This is a genomic window from Streptomyces sp. NPDC005262, from assembly GCF_042872425.1.
In the GTDB taxonomy this organism is placed as follows: domain Bacteria; phylum Actinomycetota; class Actinomycetes; order Streptomycetales; family Streptomycetaceae; genus Streptomyces.
This window is the reverse complement of the sequence record NZ_JBIAKK010000009.1, coordinates 197,545-214,486: the sequence shown is the minus strand read 5'-3', so window position 1 is coordinate 214,486 and position 16,942 is coordinate 197,545. Positions and strand designations below refer to the sequence as shown.

The following is a 16,942-nucleotide window of genomic DNA, read 5'->3' as shown; positions in this document are numbered from 1 at the left end:
GGCTCCTCTGCTACTTGTACATGGTCTGATTCATGGTTCCGGGGGCGTACGCGTCGGGGTCGACCCAGACGTTGATCAGCGACGGGAGTCCGGACTCCCGGGCCCGTTGCAGTGCCGGTGCGATGTCGGCCGGGTCGCGGACCTCCTCTCCATAACCGCCCAGCATCTGGGCGAACTTGTCGTAGCGGACGTCGCCCAGGGTGTTGCCGACCCGCTGGCGCTCGTCGCCGTACTTCGCCTTCTGGCCGTAACGGATCTGGTTCATCGAGGAGTTGTTGCCGACGATCCCGACGAACGGAAGGTCGTAGCGGACCAGCGTCTCGAAGTCCCATCCGGTCAGGGAGAACGCGCCGTCGCCGAAGAGCGCCACGACCTCCTTGTCGGGCCGGGCCTGCTTCGCCGCCAGCACGAACGGCACTCCGACGCCGAGCGTGCCCAGCGGCCCCGGGTCCATCCAGTGGCCGGGCGACCTCGGCTGGACGACCTGACCGGAGAAGGTGACGATGTCGCCGCCGTCCCCGATGTAGATCGAGTCCTCGGTGAGGAAGTCGTTGATCTCGCTCACCAGCCGGTACGGGTGGATCGGCGAGGCATCCGACTTCAGACCGGGCAGCCGCTTCTCGATCGCGGACCGTTCCGCGGCACGCAGCTCCTCCAGCCACGCCTTGCGCTTGACCGCACCCCCGTCGAGCCGCCCGCTCGCCGCTTCCGTGACCGCCTTCAGGACCATCCCGGCATCGCCGACGATCCCGAGGTCGATGTCCCGGTTCTTGCCGACGGTGCGGTAGTCGAGGTCGATCTGTACGACGGTGGCGTCGGGGGAGAGTCGCTTGCCGTAGCCCATCCGGAAGTCGAACGGCGTACCCACGATCACGATCAGGTCGGCGTTGGAGAACGCGTACCGTCGCGACAGCTGGAAGTGGTGCGGATCGCCGGGGGGCAGCGTGCCGCGCCCGGCACCGTTCATGTAGGCGGGGACATTGAGTGTCCGTACGAGCTCGATGGCGTCGTCCGTCGCCCGGGTCGTCCACACCTGACTGCCCAGCAGGATCGCCGGTCTCTCGGCGTGCACAAGGAGATCGGCGAGCTTCTCGACGGCCGCGGGGTCACCGGCCGTACGGGTCGAGGCCCGGTACTGACCGGCCTCCGGCACCCGGGCCCTCGCCACCGGCACCTTGGCGTCCAGCACGTCGCGCGGGATTTCCAGGAAGGAAGGCCCCGGCGCCCCGTGGTAGCACTCACGGAACGCCATGGACACCATGTCGGCGGCCCGGGCGGTGTCCGGCACGGTGGCGGCGAACTTGGAGATGGGCGACATCATCTCGACGTGCGGCAGGTCCTGGAGCGACCCCATCTTGTGCTGACTGTGCGCTCCTTGACCACCTATCAGCAGCATGGGTGACTCGGCGCGGAAGGCGTTCGCGACCCCTGTCACCGCGTCCGTGGTCCCCGGTCCGGCGGTGACGACGGCGCATCCCGGCTTGCCGGTGATCCGTGCGTAGCCGTCCGCGGCATGCGCGGCGACCTGTTCATGGCGTACGTCGACGACTTCGATGCCCTCGTCGACGCAGCCGTCGTAGATGTCGATGATGTGGCCGCCGCAGAGGGTGTAGATGCGCTCCACCCCCTCGGCCTTCAACGCCTTGGCGACCAAGTGCCCACCGGAAATGAGTTCCGGGCTCTCCTCGGGCATGCCCTTCCTGTCCCTTCGTAGGGGAGTGCAGGAGCCATGGCCCGTGCTCCCGCGGTACATTGCATACAGTCGACGAATACTGTATGAAGCTTGTTATCCCGCATCCGGTGGGTGGTGTCCAGGGGGCGAGCGGCACTTTCACAATCGGCACGATCGGGAGTGGCTATGGATCTGTACGAGCACCAGGCACGGCAACTCTTCGCAGAACACGGCATAGCGGTACCGGAGGCCGAGGTCATCGACCGGGCGGCCGACGCAAAGGAAGCAGCGGGCCGGCTCGGTGGCCGGGTCGTCGTCAAGGCGCAGGTGAAGACGGGCGGCCGGGGCAAGGCGGGCGGCGTGAAAATCGCGGCCGACCCGGCGGCCGCCGAACTGACCACCCGCGAGATCCTCGGGATGGACATCAAGGGTCACACGGTGCGGACGGTGATGCTCGCCCAACCCGTGGACATCGAGAACGAGTTCTACGTCAGTTACGTACTCGACCGAACCGCCGGCACCTTCCTCGCCATCGCCTCCGCGGAGGGCGGCATGGAGATCGAGGAGGTCGCCGCAACCCGGCCGGAGGCAGTGGCCCGCATCCCGATCGACCCCGTCGAAGGAGTGACGGAACGCAAGGCCGCACAGATCGCCGCAGCGGCAGCCCTACCGCCCGAGGCCGCCCCCGTGCTCCAGCACCTGTGGCAGGTGCTCACGAGGGAGGACGCCCTGCTGGTCGAGGTCAACCCCCTCGTCCGTACGACGGACGGCCGGATCCTCGCGCTCGACGGCAAGGTGACGCTCGACGACAACGCCGGCTTCCGCCGGTCCCGTTGGGGAACTGAGGCCGATGACCCGCACGGCGACCCGCTGGAGGCGGCGGCTGCGGCCAAGGGCCTCAACTACGTCAAGCTCGACGGCGAGGTCGGCATCATCGGCAACGGCGCCGGACTGGTCATGTCCACCCTCGACGTCGTCGCCGGCTGCGGCGCCCGCCCGGCCAACTTCCTCGACATCGGCGGCGGCGCCTCGGCCGGCATCATGGCCGACGGCCTCTCCGTCATCCTCTCCGACCCGGCGGTGAAGTCGGTCTTCGTCAACGTCTTCGGAGGCATCACCTCCTGCGACGCGGTCGCCGACGGCATCGTCCAGGCACTGCGGTCCATACGCCTCACCAAACCCCTCGTCGTCCGCCTCGACGGCAACAACGCCGCCCGCGGCCGCGCGATCCTCGACGCACACGCGCATCCCCTGGTCGAGCAGGCCACCACGATGGACGGCGCCGCGCGCCGAGCAGCCCAACTGGCCGACGCAGCCTAAGGAGACCGGACATGGCCATATTTCTCACCAAGGAGAGCAAGGTCCTCGTCCAGGGGATGACCGGCGCCGAGGGCATGAAGCACACCCGCAGAATGCTCGCGGCAGGCACCCGGATCGTAGGGGGCGTCAACCCGCGCAAGGCGGGCCGGAAGGTCGACCTCGACGGCACCGAGATCCCCGTCTTCGGCTCGGTGCGCGAAGGGATGGACGTCACCGGAGCGGACGTCACGGTGGTCTTCGTCCCGCCACCCTTCGCCAAGGCGGCCGTCATCGAAGCGGCCGACGCGGGTATAGGCCTGGCGGTCGTCATCACCGAGGGGATCCCGGTCCACGACGCGGTGGCCTTCCACGCCCACGCCCGTACCCGCGGCACCCGCATCATCGGCCCCAACTGCCCCGGCGTGATCACCCCCGGCCAGTCCAACGCGGGCATCATCCCGGCCGACATCGCACCCGGGCCGGGGCGGATCGGCCTGGTCTCGAAGTCCGGCACGCTGACATACCAACTGATGCACGAACTGCGCGACATCGGCTTCACCTCGGCAGTGGGCATCGGCGGCGACCCGGTCATCGGCACCACGCACATCGACTGCCTGACGGCGTTCGAGAACGACCCCGACACGGAACTCATCGTCCTCATCGGCGAGATCGGCGGCGACGCGGAGGAACGAGCGGCGGCGTATGTCACGCAGCACATCACCAAGCCGGTGATCGGCTACATCGCGGGCTTCACGGCCCCCGAGGGCAAGACGATGGGTCACGCGGGTGCCATCGTCTCCGGCTCGTCCGGTACGGCGGAGGCAAAGCAGAAGGCGCTGGAAGCGGCAGGCGTGGCTGTCGGCGCCACTCCGACGGAGACGGCCAGGCTGGTGCGGCAGAAGCTGGGAGTACCCAGCCCGTCGGACACGTCCGGTTCGTCGGACGCACGCGGCTAGCCGGACAGTCTCAGCCCGTCCGGCGATCGAGGAACGGGGTGCGGGGCGGAGCCCCGGTTTCGGGAAGGGAAGGGGCGGGCAGGGGAAGGGCCGCCGCAGGCGCCCACCCCCCGCGACCACGGCACCGCCCCGCACCCCGGCCCCGACCCTCACCGCAGACCGCGTGACGTCCCTCACCACTGAGGCAACACCCCTGCCTTCCCTGCGCCAGCTTCACTACCGTCCGGTAGGAGCGAGCCATTCCACCTCCCGCCCCGACTGTGCACCGAGAGCGGAGACTTCCATGGCACCGACCCGACCCGTCAGCTCCAACGCCCCCACCCTCACCCTCAAACCAGGCACAGCCTGGTCGGACGCCTGGCAACGCTGCCTCACCACCGCTCCCGAGGCATTCCAGGCCGACCGGGTCCTCAACCTCTGGGCGGCGTCCTGGCAGCAGGACGGCCACCCCCTCCCCGCCACCAGCCCCGTCGACGGCACCCCCATCGCCGGCCCGCCCCGCCTGGACGCCCCGACCGCCCAACAGGCGGTCCGGGCCTCCCTCGACCAGCACCGCGCCTGGCGTCACATCCCGCTGGCCGAGCGCAGCGCCCGCGTATCCGCCACCCTCGACGCGCTCACCGAGCACCGGGAACTCCTCGCGCTCCTCCTCGTCTGGGAGATCGGCAAACCCTGGCGCCTCGCCCAGGCGGACGTGGACCGCGCGATCGACGGTGTGCGCTGGTACGTCGACAACATCGACCGCCTCCTGGCCGACCGCACCCCGCTCCCCGGCCCGGTCTCGAACATCGCCAGCTGGAACTACCCCATGTCCGTGCTGGTCCACGCGATGCTCGTACAGGCCCTGGCCGGCAACGCGGTCATCGCCAAGACGCCGACGGACGGCGGCGTCGCCTGTCTCACCCTGGCCTGCGCCCTCGCCGCCCGCGAGGGCATCCCGCTCACCCTCCTCAGCGGCAGCGGCAGCGAACTCTCCGCGCCTCTCGTCCGCTCGCCCGAGATCGGCTGCGTCTCCTTCGTCGGTGGCCGGGACACCGGGGCCCGTATCGCCACCGAAGTCGCCGACCTCGGCAAACGGCACATCCTCGAACAGGAGGGTCTCAACACCTGGGGCATCTGGAACTTCACGGACTGGCCGTCCCTGACCGCCGTCATCCCGAAGCTCTTCGACTACGGCAAGCAGCGGTGCACCGCGTACCCCCGCTTCGTCGTCCAGCGCAGCGCGTTCGACGAGTTCCTGACGGCCTACCTCCCCGCCGTCCGCTCACTGCGCACCGGCCACCCCCTGGCGGTGGCGGACCCGACAGACCCCCTCCCCAGCCTGGACTTCGGCCCGCTGATCAACGCGGCGAAGGCCAAGGAACTGGCCGACCAGGTGGTGGAGGCCATCGACCGGGGCGCGATCCCCCTCCACCGTGGATCGACGGCCGACGCGCACTTCCTCCCGGGGCAGGACACCAGCGCGTACCTCCAGCCGGTCACGCTCCTCAACCCGCCCCCGTCCTCCCCGCTCCACCACGCGGAACCGTTCGGCCCGGTCGACACGATCGTCCTCGTCGACACGGAGGCGGAACTCCTGGCCGCCATGAACGCCTCGAACGGCGCCCTGGTGGCCACGCTCTCGACCGACGACCCGGCAACGTACGAGCGCCTGGCCCCACAGATCCGCGCGTTCAAGACCGGCCACGGCACACCCCGCTCCCGAGGCGACCGGGACGAACTCTTCGGCGGCTTCGGCGCGTCCTGGCGCGGCGCCTTCGTGGGGGGCGAACTGCTGGTCAGGGCGGTGACGGACGGCCCGGCGGGGGAGCGCCTCCCCGGCAACTTCCCGGACTACCACCTGATGCCGTGACACCCAGGAGGAACCCGCCTCACCTGATCCCCTGACGATCGGGAGAGAGCGCGAACTCCCGCTCGGTGACGTCGGGCACCGTGCGCTCCACGGCCTTCACCAGGAGCTCACGGTGCCTGACCAGCGCGCCCTTCCGGTCCTCCGGAGCCAGCGCCAGCACATCGTCGATCCCGGCCAGCATCCGCCGGGACACCTGCGGACTCCTCATCGCGCACCACCGGATCTCCTCGAAGGCAAGATCCACCAGATCGGTCCACTCCGGTCCGTCCTGCACCAGCCGCACCGCACCCGCCCCGTCCCGGTGCTGCACCGCCCCGAGCGGCAGGTGCGCCATGGCGGCCAGCAACTGCACGATACGGTCCAGACACTGCACGGCGGTGGTGGGATCGTTCACCGCCGGGGACAGCGCCCGCAGCGCGATGTCGGAAAGCTGACGCAGTCCGAAGGCCAGATCCTGTTGCGGTGTGCGCTCGACTCCCACCGAGATCGTGTACCTCGGCATCCGCCGCGGCGGAGCGGCCCCACCGTGAACGGCCAGCACCGGCGTCCCCGGCACCACGAAGTCCCCGATCCGGGGAATCAGCCGCAACACCACCCCATGCCGCCGAGCAGCCCGCACCAGCCGCGCCACGTTCACCTCGCGCAGCACCCCCGCCCGCCCCGAGTGGCCGAGCCGAGCGGTCTCCGCCCCGAGCGGCAGCTCTTCCCGCACCCCGCCGGGCAGCCGCCCGAGCACCCGCAGGGACTCATGCGTGATGCGATCGACGACCGGCCCCACCTGCATGAGCCGCAGCGTCGAGCTCACGTACGCGATGAACAGCAACAGGCTGAGGCCCACCATGGCCAGCGTCAGCATGCTCTGCACAAGCGGTACGGACGTGACCCGCCGCGGGTCGCTCTCGCTCTCGTACGAGGTCAGGACCAGCAGCGAGAACGCGAACGTCGCCAGGAACACCGTCAGCGTCAGTTTGCTGATCCGGCTCCTGACGAAGATCCGCACCACCCGGGGCGTGAGCTGACCGCTCGCCATCTGCACGGCCACCAGCGAGATGCTGAAGACGACACCGATGAAGGTCATCATCGCCGAGCTGACGGTGGTGACGATGGTCCTGGCGTCGTCGGCGAACCTGATCAGGTCGCCGACTTCCTCGTACGCCTGCTCGTCCTTCAGGTGCGTGACGATCTCCGCATCGAGCGTGGAGACGCCCCACCACAGCGCGAAGGAGCACAGCAGCCCCACCGTCGGAGCGAACCAGAACGTATCGCGCAGATGCTCGCGCAAAGGGGACAGCGTCCGGGGCCGCCGATAGCCGCGATCACTCATGTCCGCGAAGGTAGCCCGACCACCCCCACCAGGCCTGTTACGCCGCCCGGCGAAACCTCGGGAGCACGGCCCGTACGCGCATGACTCCGGACCGTACGCGACGCTCCCCGGCCCCCTCGCGCGCGCCCGCCGCACCGCACTGACCACCGAATATGCAGGTGAGAGGCACCCCGAACCCCTGGTATTGTTTTCTTTGTCGCCGCGGGAGACCGGGGCCGATCACCTAGTCCGGGTGGCGGAATGGCAGACGCGCTAGCTTGAGGTGCTAGTGCCCTTTATCGGGCGTGGGGGTTCAAGTCCCCCCTCGGACACCGACAGGGACGTTCACGAGATCGTCCTCGATACGTTCACGAATCGCCGGTTGAGTCATATGACTCACCGGTTTTTCGTCGTTCCTGGGGCCTTCGGGTCGCGTGATCGGCTCGGTGAGGGGTTGGTGCGGTGGCGGTCCGGTTGCTGCACCTCTCACCTGCGGAATCAGGACATGCCTGCGCGATGGCTGGTGGCCGTGGCGCAGGCATGTGGGGTTTTCAGGGGGTGGGGTGGGGCGGGGGTGCGTCACTCATGTGGCGGAGGCTTGGCCGGCCCGGCCGGAAGCGGTTCCGACCGGGGCGCGTCGGCGGGCTGGCCGCTTTGGGGCGCGGTACACGGCGTGCTGATTCGGCGCGGCTGGATGCCTTGGTCGCGGCGGAACCGTTCGATGGCTCTGAGATTCGCCACGAAGATGATCACGGCGTTGAGCAGTGTCTGCGCGACGCGGCCGTGGGGCAGGCGAAACTGGGGGTTGTCGATGCTGTCGAGGGCGGACTTCTTGAGGTTGCCGTTGCCGCCCTCGTTCTGGCTGCGCAGCCCCGACCAGGCCTCTTGCCACAGAGGGGTGAACAGGGCGTATTTCTGCCGCCACTTGGCCAACACGGTGCCTGGGACAGTGATGCTCTTCCCGGTGCAGATGTCGGGGTAGGTGCTGGTGTCCCGCTTGGGCTTGGGGACGGTGGGCAGGGCGGCTGGGGTGCGGAGGGTGGGGGCGTCGAGGTCAACGATGGTCGACGGGCACAGTTGGGGGCGCGGTAGCAGGTGACCGTGGCGTGTGGTCCGAGAGCCGGGCACTGCCGACGCCGGTCGCCCGCGGGCCCGTACTCCTTGACCTTTAGTCTGGAAGTGTTTTCGGGACCGGATCAAGTCGAGTGCGTGGGCGCGGTCCTCGTCCGTGCGGCTGTTGATGTAAGTGCTGCCTGCGGTGACGAGCGGGGTGGGCATCATCGGGCAGTAGAACTCGCCGCCGACCAGCTCCATGCCGTGGAACTCCCCTTGCCGGTCGACCTTGTCGTCGTTGCAGTGCTTCATCGCATTGAGGCCGAGCTTGAAATCAATTTCGGAACGAGCCGTTCGTCCTGCCCGACCTCCATCAGCCGGTCTCGCATCTGTTCCCGCATGGTGTTCAGTGTTCGGGTCGGCCGGCTGTTGACCCTCGACTTGGTGGAGGGCTCAGAGTTCTGGGTGTGGAGAGCGAGATGCGCAGCATTGGTGAGATGGCTCGGGACAGTGGACTGAGTGTGAGCGCCCTGCGGTTCTACGACGGTGCTGGCTTGCTGGTCCCGGCCTGGGTGGATCCGGTGAGCGGCTACCGCTGGTACGGCCCCGAGCAGCTTGAAGAGGCCCGGTTGCTGGCCCGGCTACGTCGGGCGGGTATGCCGGTGGCGGACATTCGGCTGGTGCTGGCCGGCTGGTCCAGTGAGGACACCGACCTGGTGCGGCAGCTGCTTCAGGCCCATCTGCGTCGTCTTGAACTGGGGCTGTCCGATGCCCGCATTGAGTTCTCCGCAGTCCGAGCGCTACTCGAATGCAGGGAGAATCCCATGACTATGCTCCACACCGCCACCGTCCGGCTAGCTATCTCCGCGTCTGAGCTGGCCGCAGCGTTGGACGCGGTCCGTTTCGCCGCCAGTACCGACCCGGCGCTGCCGATGCTCGGCGGTGTCCTGTTCGACATCGAGGGTGAGGCGCTCCATGTCGTGGCCACCGACCGGTACCGGATGGCTGTCGCACAAGCCGGTACCACCGGGCATGGCGGGCCTCGTGTGCAGGTCATCGTGCCGTCCCCGCTCGCCGACGCGATGCGGGCGCTGTTGAGCGACGACGCATCCGTTCAGCTCACTGTGGACGGTGACCGTGTTGCCTTGGAGACGGGAGACCGTCAGGCGGCGGGTCAGTGCCTCGATCACGACTTCCCTGATTACCGTCGCCTCGTCCGCCTGCCGGCAGGGCACCGCGCCTTTATCGATGTCACGGCTTTCCGGCAGGCGGTGGAAACCGGCCCCGTCCGTGCAAGCGAGGTGCGCGAGCAGGACGGTGTTTCCTGTGACCTCAGCGTGCTCGGGGTGGCGGCCGACGGCGTGGTGACCGTCTGCGAAGACGGTGATGACGACCAGGAGCACGTTGCCGTCAACCGCGAGTTCCTACTGCATGCCCTCGCCGCCGGAGCCCGGGACCAGCTGATCCTGGAGTTCGGCACCCCTACGGCGCCCCTGGCGATCCGCCGGACCGACACCGAGGACGCCTTTTCGATACTGATGCCTGTCCGCCTGGAGAACTAGCCACTGGACGGGCGCTTGGTCGCCGTTGACGGTCAACTTGGGGCCGAGTTCATGGCGCTGCTGTCGTCGTCCTTGGACTCGGCTCCCTGCGGTGCGGGGGCCGGACAGCGTGGCCGCAGCGAGCACGAAACGGGTGCCCATGTCGAGGTTGACCTCGCCGTACGGGCGCACGTGCGACCAGAACAGCGGGGTCAGGCCGCGCCGGTCGGCGGGCGCGAGAAGCTCGGCCCACTCCGGTTCGCCGAGGACGTCCTGGAGCATCAGGGGTGTTCACGTAGACCAGGGCGGACTGGAGGATGCGCAGGTACAGGACGACCCTCTCCTGTTCGTCGCGCCGGTTCGAGGCGACCTCTCCGCACCCCAGATTGCTGGTTGAGATTTATCTCGACCAGCATTTTCTGTTTTTCGGAGTCGCACTGATCGGGGGCGACATCGCGCGATGCCTGGGCCGGTGCCGGATGGTGCTCCGGCGCGGGCCGGGAGCCGTGCCGGCCGGCGCCGGCTTGTGGGCGTGGGATCAGATGTGGCCGCCGGGCGTCACGGTGAAGGACGCCGGACCGGCCGGCAGGTCCACCGTGTTCTGGCGCAGGTAGGTGTCCAGGTACGGTGAGCGGTCACCCTGGGTGGCTACGTCGTCCGATGGATCGTCCAGGGACAGCCTCAGCACGGCGCCCGAGACTTTGATGGTCTGACCCGATGGGGTGTCACGCCACGATCCGGTCTGGATCGAGCCGATCTCCACGGCCAGGACATGCCCGGCAGCCAGCGTCCAGTCGGTCGCCTTGAGGTCGACGCTCATCCGACCCGCCTTCAGCAGGGAGACCTGCTCGTCGAACATCACGGCCTTGCCGTCCGGGCCGACGTCGTAGAGCTTGAGCATGACGTTGCCCTTGCCCTTCGCGGTCAGCGAGATGTTCGGTGTGGCGGTCAGCCGTACATTCTGTGCGAGTGGCTTCGACCAGACGAAGAAGCTGGAGCCGACCTCACCGGCCTGCTGCTTCTTAGCGACCCCCTTGGCCAGCCCCTTGGGCACAGACTGCTCGGTCGTCGGCGCGTTCTCCATGTCCCAGTTGCCCGGCGGCTGCACGGCCCTGGGCGCCGGCGTGCCGGCTACGGAAAGGTTCGCGCGGGCGGAGGCACCGCCGTCGTCGAGGTAACTGCCTCTCCCCAGAGAGAGGGTGACTTTGCGCTCCACCACCGGCCAGGTGTCCTGGGCCCGCCAGTGACCGGCGGAGTCCTCGACGGAGTACCTCGGGTAGTCGACCGAGGGCCGAACTCCCTTGAGGTACTGGTCGTAGAAGGACAGCGTCTCGTCGTACCAGCCCTCGCGGCCCATGGCCAGACGACCGTCGCTCACCCGGTCGCCGCCACGCACGTGGTCCCACTGGCCGACCCAACCGCGCTCCGGGCCGGTGTGGTTGGTGAGGTACTCCTGCATCTCCTCGGGCTTGGTGTTGTTCTCGACGAAGCCCTGGGTGACGAAGAGCGGCGTGTCGGTGCGCCGAGCCATCTTGGCCAGGTCACGGGAGGTCCAGAACGGGTCGTTCCGGTCGGATATCCGGTAGCCGGCCGAGTTCTCGGTCAGGCATCCGGGGTGGTCGTCCTCGTACCGGGCGTTGGCCTGATAGCGCACGTCGTCGTCCGACAGCGGGGCCATCGTGGCAATGCCGTTGTAGGCATTCGCGGTTCCGGTCACATTCGGGCGGGGGACGCCGTTGGAGTAGATGTACGGGTACATGTCCCAGAGGGGCTCCCCGGCGACAACTGCCTTCAGCGCGGACTGCTTCAGGTCGTTGCCGATGAGGCCGGTGACGGCGTCGTAGGACTTGCCGTACATGCCCACCGCGCCGGTCGACCACGGCTGGCCGGCGGCCCAGTTGATCGCGGCCTTCACGTCGGCCTGCTCACCGGGACCGCCCCAGTCGAGGCAGCCGGTCGAGCCGCCGAAGCCGCGCAGGTCGACCATGAGGAACGCGTAGCCGTGGGAGAAGAGATCGCTGCCCTCGATGAAGTCCTGGAAGCGATTCGAGGGACCGGTGTGGGTCCAGCCCTCGGAGTTCGTCTGGCCCATGTGGCCGAAATACGGGCCGATGGAGAGGATGACCGGCACCTTCCGCCCGGCGGGCACGCCTTCGGGCATCAGCAGATCGCCGTGCAGTTCGGTACCGGAGCCGTCCGAGGACGGGAAGTAGTGCTGGGTCCAGATCGAGCCCATGGGGACACGGTCGTTCTGCTCGTGCGTGATGCCGTCGGTCGCGGTGGCGACCGCCGTGGTCGGGGTCCGAACGGAAGCGGCGGTCGGTGACGCGGCGGCGGGGCCGGCGAGTGCGCCGGTCAGCGCCAGAGTGGTGACGAGTGCCGAGGCGGCCCAGCCGGGCGCGCGACGTCTGTTCACAAGTTCTCCCGAGTCGTCGGTACGGAGCGAAACGGCGATTCCGGTCGAGCGGCAGAGCCCTGCCCGCCATCGCAGCGACGACGGACTGTCGTACACATGTCAGGAACGGGATCACGTGTGCGAACCCTGGCTGGAACCGATGGCGAGCGAGCCTAGGGTCAGTACTGAAACGCGTCAACGGTGCTGTGCATCCGTAGTGTTACTGATGTGGCGGAAACAAGTCCCCGCCTGCCGGATGATCCGTAGTGCGGATCAAGTACCACCTGCGAAATGGAAATGCTTCCCCACGAGAAGAACCCGCAAAGTCCACGCGTCCGGCATGGAGCAGGCGGTGACGGTGCGACATGTGGCCCGATCCGCCCTGATTGCTTCCGCCCAGTGCGCCCAAACCGGCACCAGCGAACGGGATATGCCGCGACCATTCGGCTCGTGCTGAACGCGTCACCGAGGAGCTTCCACTCCGACAGGTCGCGGCGGCTGAGCTTCGCCTGCGACTCCTCGGCAGTGGGGCACCTCAGGCGTAAGGGGTGGGGGCGACGTGAGGTCGGGGGTCAGCCCAGCGAACCGGAGAAACCCCCAGACTTCGCTTCCTCGGCGGACAGCTGGATCTTCCCGCGGTGGCTGATCTCCACCTGGTAGAAGTCCTCACCACCTGGGACACCGGGCACGGACACGTCGTACGTGCACGTCCCGGCCGTCTCGTCGTACTCCGACAAGATCAGCGCACTCGTCGCGATGACAGCGCCCGCCGCGTCGTACACGGTCACCGACGTGCCGAGCGCAATGTCGTCGTAGCCGCCCGACCCTTCACATCCGCCGATGCCGTCTTCGACCGCACCGTCAGTCAGGGTGAAATCGCCCTTCAGGGTGAACGTCCCCTTCGGTGCTGCGGGCTTTCCGTCGACCGTGATGCTGTTGCTGTTGTCCCTGCTGGTCGTGTACCAGGTGCCGCCGACGATCGAAGCCCCGGCAACCGCGCCTATGAGGAGCGTGGTGAGGGTGCGTCGGATACCGGACTCCCCGGGGGCCGGTGCCGCGGCGGCCGGTGCCGCGGCGGGCGGGGTGGCCGGCATCGGCGGAACATCCGGAACGTCCGGAACATCCGGGGCGGTCGTGGAGTCGGTGGTGGAACAGGTGGTGGTCGGCTGCTCGCCGTCGGCCCGGGAGGGCGTGGAGTTGGTCATGGCCTGCCTGTCGTGAGGGTCTGCCGGTGCGATGGGGCCACGACAACATGTGGACGAATTGTGTGACAACTGTGAAGCCCAGATGGTTGCAACCGGTGGGGGTGATTCCGATCGAGTTGCCGTCATCGGCGGGTGTCGGACTTCTCGGCGCCGGCCGGGACATGGCCGATGCCGAGACAGTCGGGCCTGCCCCGGGACGAAATGCCCCGGCTGCGGCAGGTCGTGAACGTGTCCAAGGTCGAGCAGCAGCGGCTGACGGAATGGTCCACCCCGCCCGGCTGGGACACCACCGACAACACCGTGGACCCGCCCGGACGCGGAAACTTCCTGATCAAGGTCGGGAGTCGGCCCGGCATCACGATGCACGTCGACCTCGCACGGGCAGAACTGGCCGTCAACGACACCAACAAGTGCTGGCGGTACTGCCAGAATCCTGCCTGAGTGGGGCGGTTGCCCCGCACATCCCTAATTCGCACTGACAGTGCACCGGATGGCTGACCGTCCGGAACACTGCTGCGTCCAGGGGTCGCGAACGGTCCCTGCCGGCACGCCGCAACCGCACCAGCCCGCCCTGCGTCCGGGCAAGTGACAGCTGAACCCGAGATTAACTCGCCATTGACGGGAGGTAGATTCAAGATCCGCAGGTCAGAACGAGCTCTCTGCCACGGTTCGCGAGTTCCTGCGACCGGCTACGGGCCACCCGCGCTTTTCCGGCAAGCGCACGGCGGTCTCGAACCTGGCGGACCTCAGGCACCTGCCCGGCACGGCCGGCGGTCTTCACCGCCCCAGCATCCCACCCGTACTTTTCTCGAAGGAACACCCCACATGCTCCGCCTCAAGCGCCTCGCCGCATCGTCCCTCATCACTGCCACGGTTGTGACCGGCACCTCGCTGGCCACCGCCACCACGGCCTCCGCGGCGAGTTACCACTGCAAGACCAGCAGCGCCTCCGTCGACAACCCGGCCTACTCCGGTCCCTACTCCGACAACTACAACTTCGACGTCAAGCTCTGCGCCAAGCGCTCCGGCGGCTACATATACGCATACGCCAAGGTCGACTTCGAGGGACCCGTCTGGTACGTCAACCAGACCGACACCCTCGACGCCGCCCGCTTCCACCTCCAGATCAAAAAGTCCGCATCCGGCACCGACCCCGTCGTGAAATCGGCGAACTACACCGGCCTCGAGTACAAGCTCGAACATGGCAACACGGCAGGCAACGGCAGCTACACCACCGGGACGATCAAGTACAAGGCCGGCTCAGGCCGCTACCTCGCCGACGGCGTCATCCAGCTGGACTGGGACGGTGACGGCAAGGGCTACCGGAACACGAATTTCAGCGCCTCCCCGACCGTCTAGGGTTCTGTCCACGAGGTTCGTGACGGACTCCAGAGCTTTGGGATCTTGAACGAATGAGGGCCTCCCGGGTTCGGCGTGGAGAGCGACATCACCACCGAACGACCAGGAGGCCCTCGCTGCGGCCGACCCGCCACCGTGATCGCCGAACGTGATCAAAGCCCACACGTTGTCCGTGGCGGCTGGGCAGCATTTCCCGTCACGACGGTGCGACCGGGCGCCCGGTGTGCGCGCTGTGCAGCGAGGGGGAAGCCAGCCTCACGGCCGTGGACTGGTTCGCTCTCACGGCCTCCCTGGTTGCCGCGCGGACACGGACGGCCAGTGGTGCACCTGGCGTGATGACGCTGCGGGGGCTGGGCGCAATCACCTTCCCGGCCAACGCCGAGGCGTGAACGATGGCCCCCGCACACGTCTGCGTGTCCGGGGGATCTAGCATGAATACAGGCCCGGATGCCGTCCCCCCGTCGGCATCCGGGTCTTCTCATGCCGTCACAGTTCGGCGGCCGCGCGGGTGGCGACGGTGAAGTGTGCGCCGACGAGCGCGTCTTCGAGTTTGACGCTTCACTGCGAGGGTGCGCAGTAGGGTGTGGGCTTCCTCGGGCTCGAGCCGCGCGGCGTCAGAGCCAGTATCAAGCGGGACTGGCGGGCGGTGGGCGCACGGTGCTGGTGTCGAACAGCTCACCGGACCGCAGCCATCGGTCGTCATTGGGCGACGTGACGCAACCGCGGTCCCACACGCGGCGAGGTCAGCTCGAGCGCCCTGACGCCGCAGGCGGCGGGCGACATGGTGTCGCCCGCCGCCTGGCGGAAGGGATTCAGGTTCAGATGCTCGGGGAGTGACGTGGCGTCAGCCGGTCGCGCTGCCCGCGACCCACTCGCTCCACGGCATGTTCCAGTCGCTGAGGCCGTTGTCGGGGGCCAGCTTGGTCGTGTCTTCGGAGTTCTTGACGATCACGACGTCGCCGATCATCGAGTTGTCGAAGAACCACGCGGCGGGCTGCTTGCCGTCGCCGCCGCCCTTGACGTCCTGCACACCTACGCAGCCGTGGCTGGTGTTGACCTTGCCGAAGACCGCGTCGGTACCCCAGTAGTTGCCGTGGATGAAGGTGCCCGAGGCGGTCAGGCGCATGGCGTGCGGTACGGCCTCGATGTCGTAGGAGGGCTTGCCGTCCTTCTTCGTGAGGCCGACGGTCGCACCGTTCATGTGGACCTGCCTGAACTTCTCGGAGATGACCATCTGACCGTTGTACGTCGGGTGCTCGGTGCTGCCGGACGAGATGGGGATGGTCTTGATCGTCTTGCCGTCCCGTACGACGGTCATCTGCTTCGTCTTTGCGTCGACCGTGCTGATCTGGCTCCGGCCGATCTTGAACGTGACCGTCTTCTGGATGCCCTGGAGGCTGAGCTTGACGGTGACGCTGGAGCCGGGCTTCCAGTGCTTCTCGGGGCGGAAGTCCAGGCGGTCGTCGTTGAACCAGTGGCCGACGACCTGCTGGCCGCTGCTGGAGCTGACCTTGATCTTCGACTCCATGGCGGCCTTGTTGCTGATCGCCTTGTCGAAGTTGACCGTCACCGGCATGCCCACGCCGACGGTCGAGCCGTCCTCGGGGGAGAGGTGCCCGATGAAGTTGTTGGCCGGGGAGATCGTGGTGATCGTGGCGTTCCCGGTGACGGAGCGGCCCTTGGCGTCCTTGGCCTCCGCGGTGACCTGATACTTGGTGGCCCGCTCCAGCCGGCCGTCCGGCTTCCAGGACGTGCCGTCGGCGGACAGGGTGCCCGGAACCTCGGCACCGGCCGCGACGGCGGTCATGGTTACCTTGGTGAGCTTGCCGTCGCTGACGGTGACCTTGACGGAGTCGTTGATCCCGACGTCGTACGCGCCTTGCTTGGGCGTGATCTTTATTCGGGCGTCGGAAGCCTTCTGGGTGGCCGCCTGATCCGCCCGCGCCTGCGGTTTCGGGTGATTCCCGGCGTTGTCACCGCTGGTGGCGGCGTTGCTGATACCGCTGAGGGTCGTGAGTGAGAGCGCACCGCCGAGTACACCGGCCACAGCCACCAGCCGGGTGCGTCCATTACGTGCCGTGATCAAACGCTTCTCCCGTGTCACTCGTCGTTGAATCCCTCGACTTGGATGTCGAGGGAGTGCAGCTATCTATAGATCTATTTATATGGGTCTATCTGTCCAAAATGGGCAAAATGTGGTGAAGGCCACGCGTCGTCGAGTGCGTCGCCGAGGCCCTGCTCGACTGACGGATGGGATGGCGCGTAGTGATCCGCTCTCGCAGCCCGGAGCCGGTCATGACGGGGAGC

General features: G+C 67.9%; 13 protein-coding genes and 1 tRNA gene. 8 read left to right on the top strand and 6 right to left on the bottom strand.

Annotated features, from left to right (window positions below):
• Positions 1–10: 10 nt before the first annotated feature.
• Positions 11–1,693 (bottom strand): thiamine pyrophosphate-binding protein, encoded by a 1,683-nt coding sequence (locus ACFYP5_RS23140; protein ID WP_389039074.1) that lies wholly within the window; start codon positions 1,691–1,693, stop codon positions 11–13.
• 165 nt (positions 1,694–1,858) lie between these two features.
• Here ACFYP5_RS23140 and sucC point away from each other — a divergent pair, with 165 nt between their 5' ends.
• From sucC to ACFYP5_RS23125, 3 genes are all read left to right on the top strand, one after another.
• Positions 1,859–2,992, top strand: a complete 1,134-nt coding sequence (gene sucC / locus ACFYP5_RS23135; protein WP_389039072.1) for an ADP-forming succinate--CoA ligase subunit beta — start codon at positions 1,859–1,861, stop codon at positions 2,990–2,992.
• A gap of 11 nt (positions 2,993–3,003) precedes the next feature.
• On the top strand, positions 3,004–3,927 hold the full coding sequence (gene sucD, locus ACFYP5_RS23130) for a succinate--CoA ligase subunit alpha (protein ID WP_389039069.1): 924 nt from the start codon (positions 3,004–3,006) through the stop codon (positions 3,925–3,927).
• A gap of 283 nt (positions 3,928–4,210) precedes the next feature.
• Positions 4,211–5,779 carry an aldehyde dehydrogenase family protein gene (locus ACFYP5_RS23125; RefSeq protein WP_389039066.1) on the top strand — a complete coding sequence of 523 codons (1,569 nt, stop codon included), beginning with the start codon at positions 4,211–4,213 and terminating at the stop codon, positions 5,777–5,779.
• 19 nt (positions 5,780–5,798) lie between these two features.
• Here ACFYP5_RS23125 and ACFYP5_RS23120 read toward each other — a convergent pair whose 3' ends face one another.
• Positions 5,799–7,103, bottom strand: coding sequence for a DUF2254 domain-containing protein (locus ACFYP5_RS23120; RefSeq protein ID WP_389039065.1), 1,305 nt, complete (start codon positions 7,101–7,103; stop codon positions 5,799–5,801).
• A gap of 226 nt (positions 7,104–7,329) precedes the next feature.
• On the opposite strand from ACFYP5_RS23120, the gene ACFYP5_RS23115 reads away from it, so the two are divergent.
• Positions 7,330–7,414: transfer RNA gene (locus ACFYP5_RS23115), tRNA-Leu, on the top strand.
• A gap of 247 nt (positions 7,415–7,661) precedes the next feature.
• On the opposite strand, the gene ACFYP5_RS23110 is transcribed toward ACFYP5_RS23115, so the two are convergent.
• On the bottom strand, positions 7,662–8,447 hold the full coding sequence (locus tag ACFYP5_RS23110; protein WP_389039063.1) for a hypothetical protein: 786 nt from the start codon (positions 8,445–8,447) through the stop codon (positions 7,662–7,664).
• A gap of 155 nt (positions 8,448–8,602) precedes the next feature.
• Here ACFYP5_RS23110 and ACFYP5_RS23105 point away from each other — a divergent pair, with 155 nt between their 5' ends.
• A complete protein-coding gene (locus tag ACFYP5_RS23105) occupies positions 8,603–9,697 on the top strand; it encodes a MerR family transcriptional regulator (RefSeq protein WP_389039061.1) in 1,095 nt (364 codons plus the stop codon).
• A 517-nt stretch (positions 9,698–10,214) separates the two neighbouring features.
• Here the strand turns inward: ACFYP5_RS23105 and ACFYP5_RS23100 are convergent.
• Positions 10,215–12,092: a CocE/NonD family hydrolase gene (locus ACFYP5_RS23100; protein WP_389039059.1), complete on the bottom strand. Its 1,878-nt coding sequence runs from the start codon at positions 12,090–12,092 to the stop codon at positions 10,215–10,217.
• 551 nt (positions 12,093–12,643) lie between these two features.
• The gene (locus tag ACFYP5_RS23095; RefSeq protein WP_389039057.1) at positions 12,644–13,276 is read right to left on the bottom strand and encodes a hypothetical protein; all 633 of its coding nucleotides are present in this window, start codon (positions 13,274–13,276) and stop codon (positions 12,644–12,646) included.
• A 168-nt stretch (positions 13,277–13,444) separates the two neighbouring features.
• Here ACFYP5_RS23095 and ACFYP5_RS23090 point away from each other — a divergent pair, with 168 nt between their 5' ends.
• From ACFYP5_RS23090 to ACFYP5_RS23080, 3 genes are all read left to right on the top strand, one after another.
• The gene (locus tag ACFYP5_RS23090; RefSeq protein ID WP_389039054.1) at positions 13,445–13,717 is read left to right on the top strand and encodes a hypothetical protein; all 273 of its coding nucleotides are present in this window, start codon (positions 13,445–13,447) and stop codon (positions 13,715–13,717) included.
• A 384-nt stretch (positions 13,718–14,101) separates the two neighbouring features.
• Entirely contained in the window at positions 14,102–14,635 is a 534-nt protein-coding gene (locus tag ACFYP5_RS23085; RefSeq protein ID WP_389039051.1) for a hypothetical protein, read from the top strand.
• Positions 14,636–14,898: 263 nt separating this feature from the next.
• Positions 14,899–15,024 carry a hypothetical protein gene (locus ACFYP5_RS23080; protein WP_389039049.1) on the top strand — a complete coding sequence of 42 codons (126 nt, stop codon included), beginning with the start codon at positions 14,899–14,901 and terminating at the stop codon, positions 15,022–15,024.
• Positions 15,025–15,479: 455 nt separating this feature from the next.
• On the opposite strand, the gene ACFYP5_RS23075 is transcribed toward ACFYP5_RS23080, so the two are convergent.
• Positions 15,480–16,718 (bottom strand): Ig-like domain-containing protein, encoded by a 1,239-nt coding sequence (locus ACFYP5_RS23075; RefSeq protein ID WP_389039301.1) that lies wholly within the window; start codon positions 16,716–16,718, stop codon positions 15,480–15,482.
• Positions 16,719–16,942: the final 224 nt, after the last annotated feature.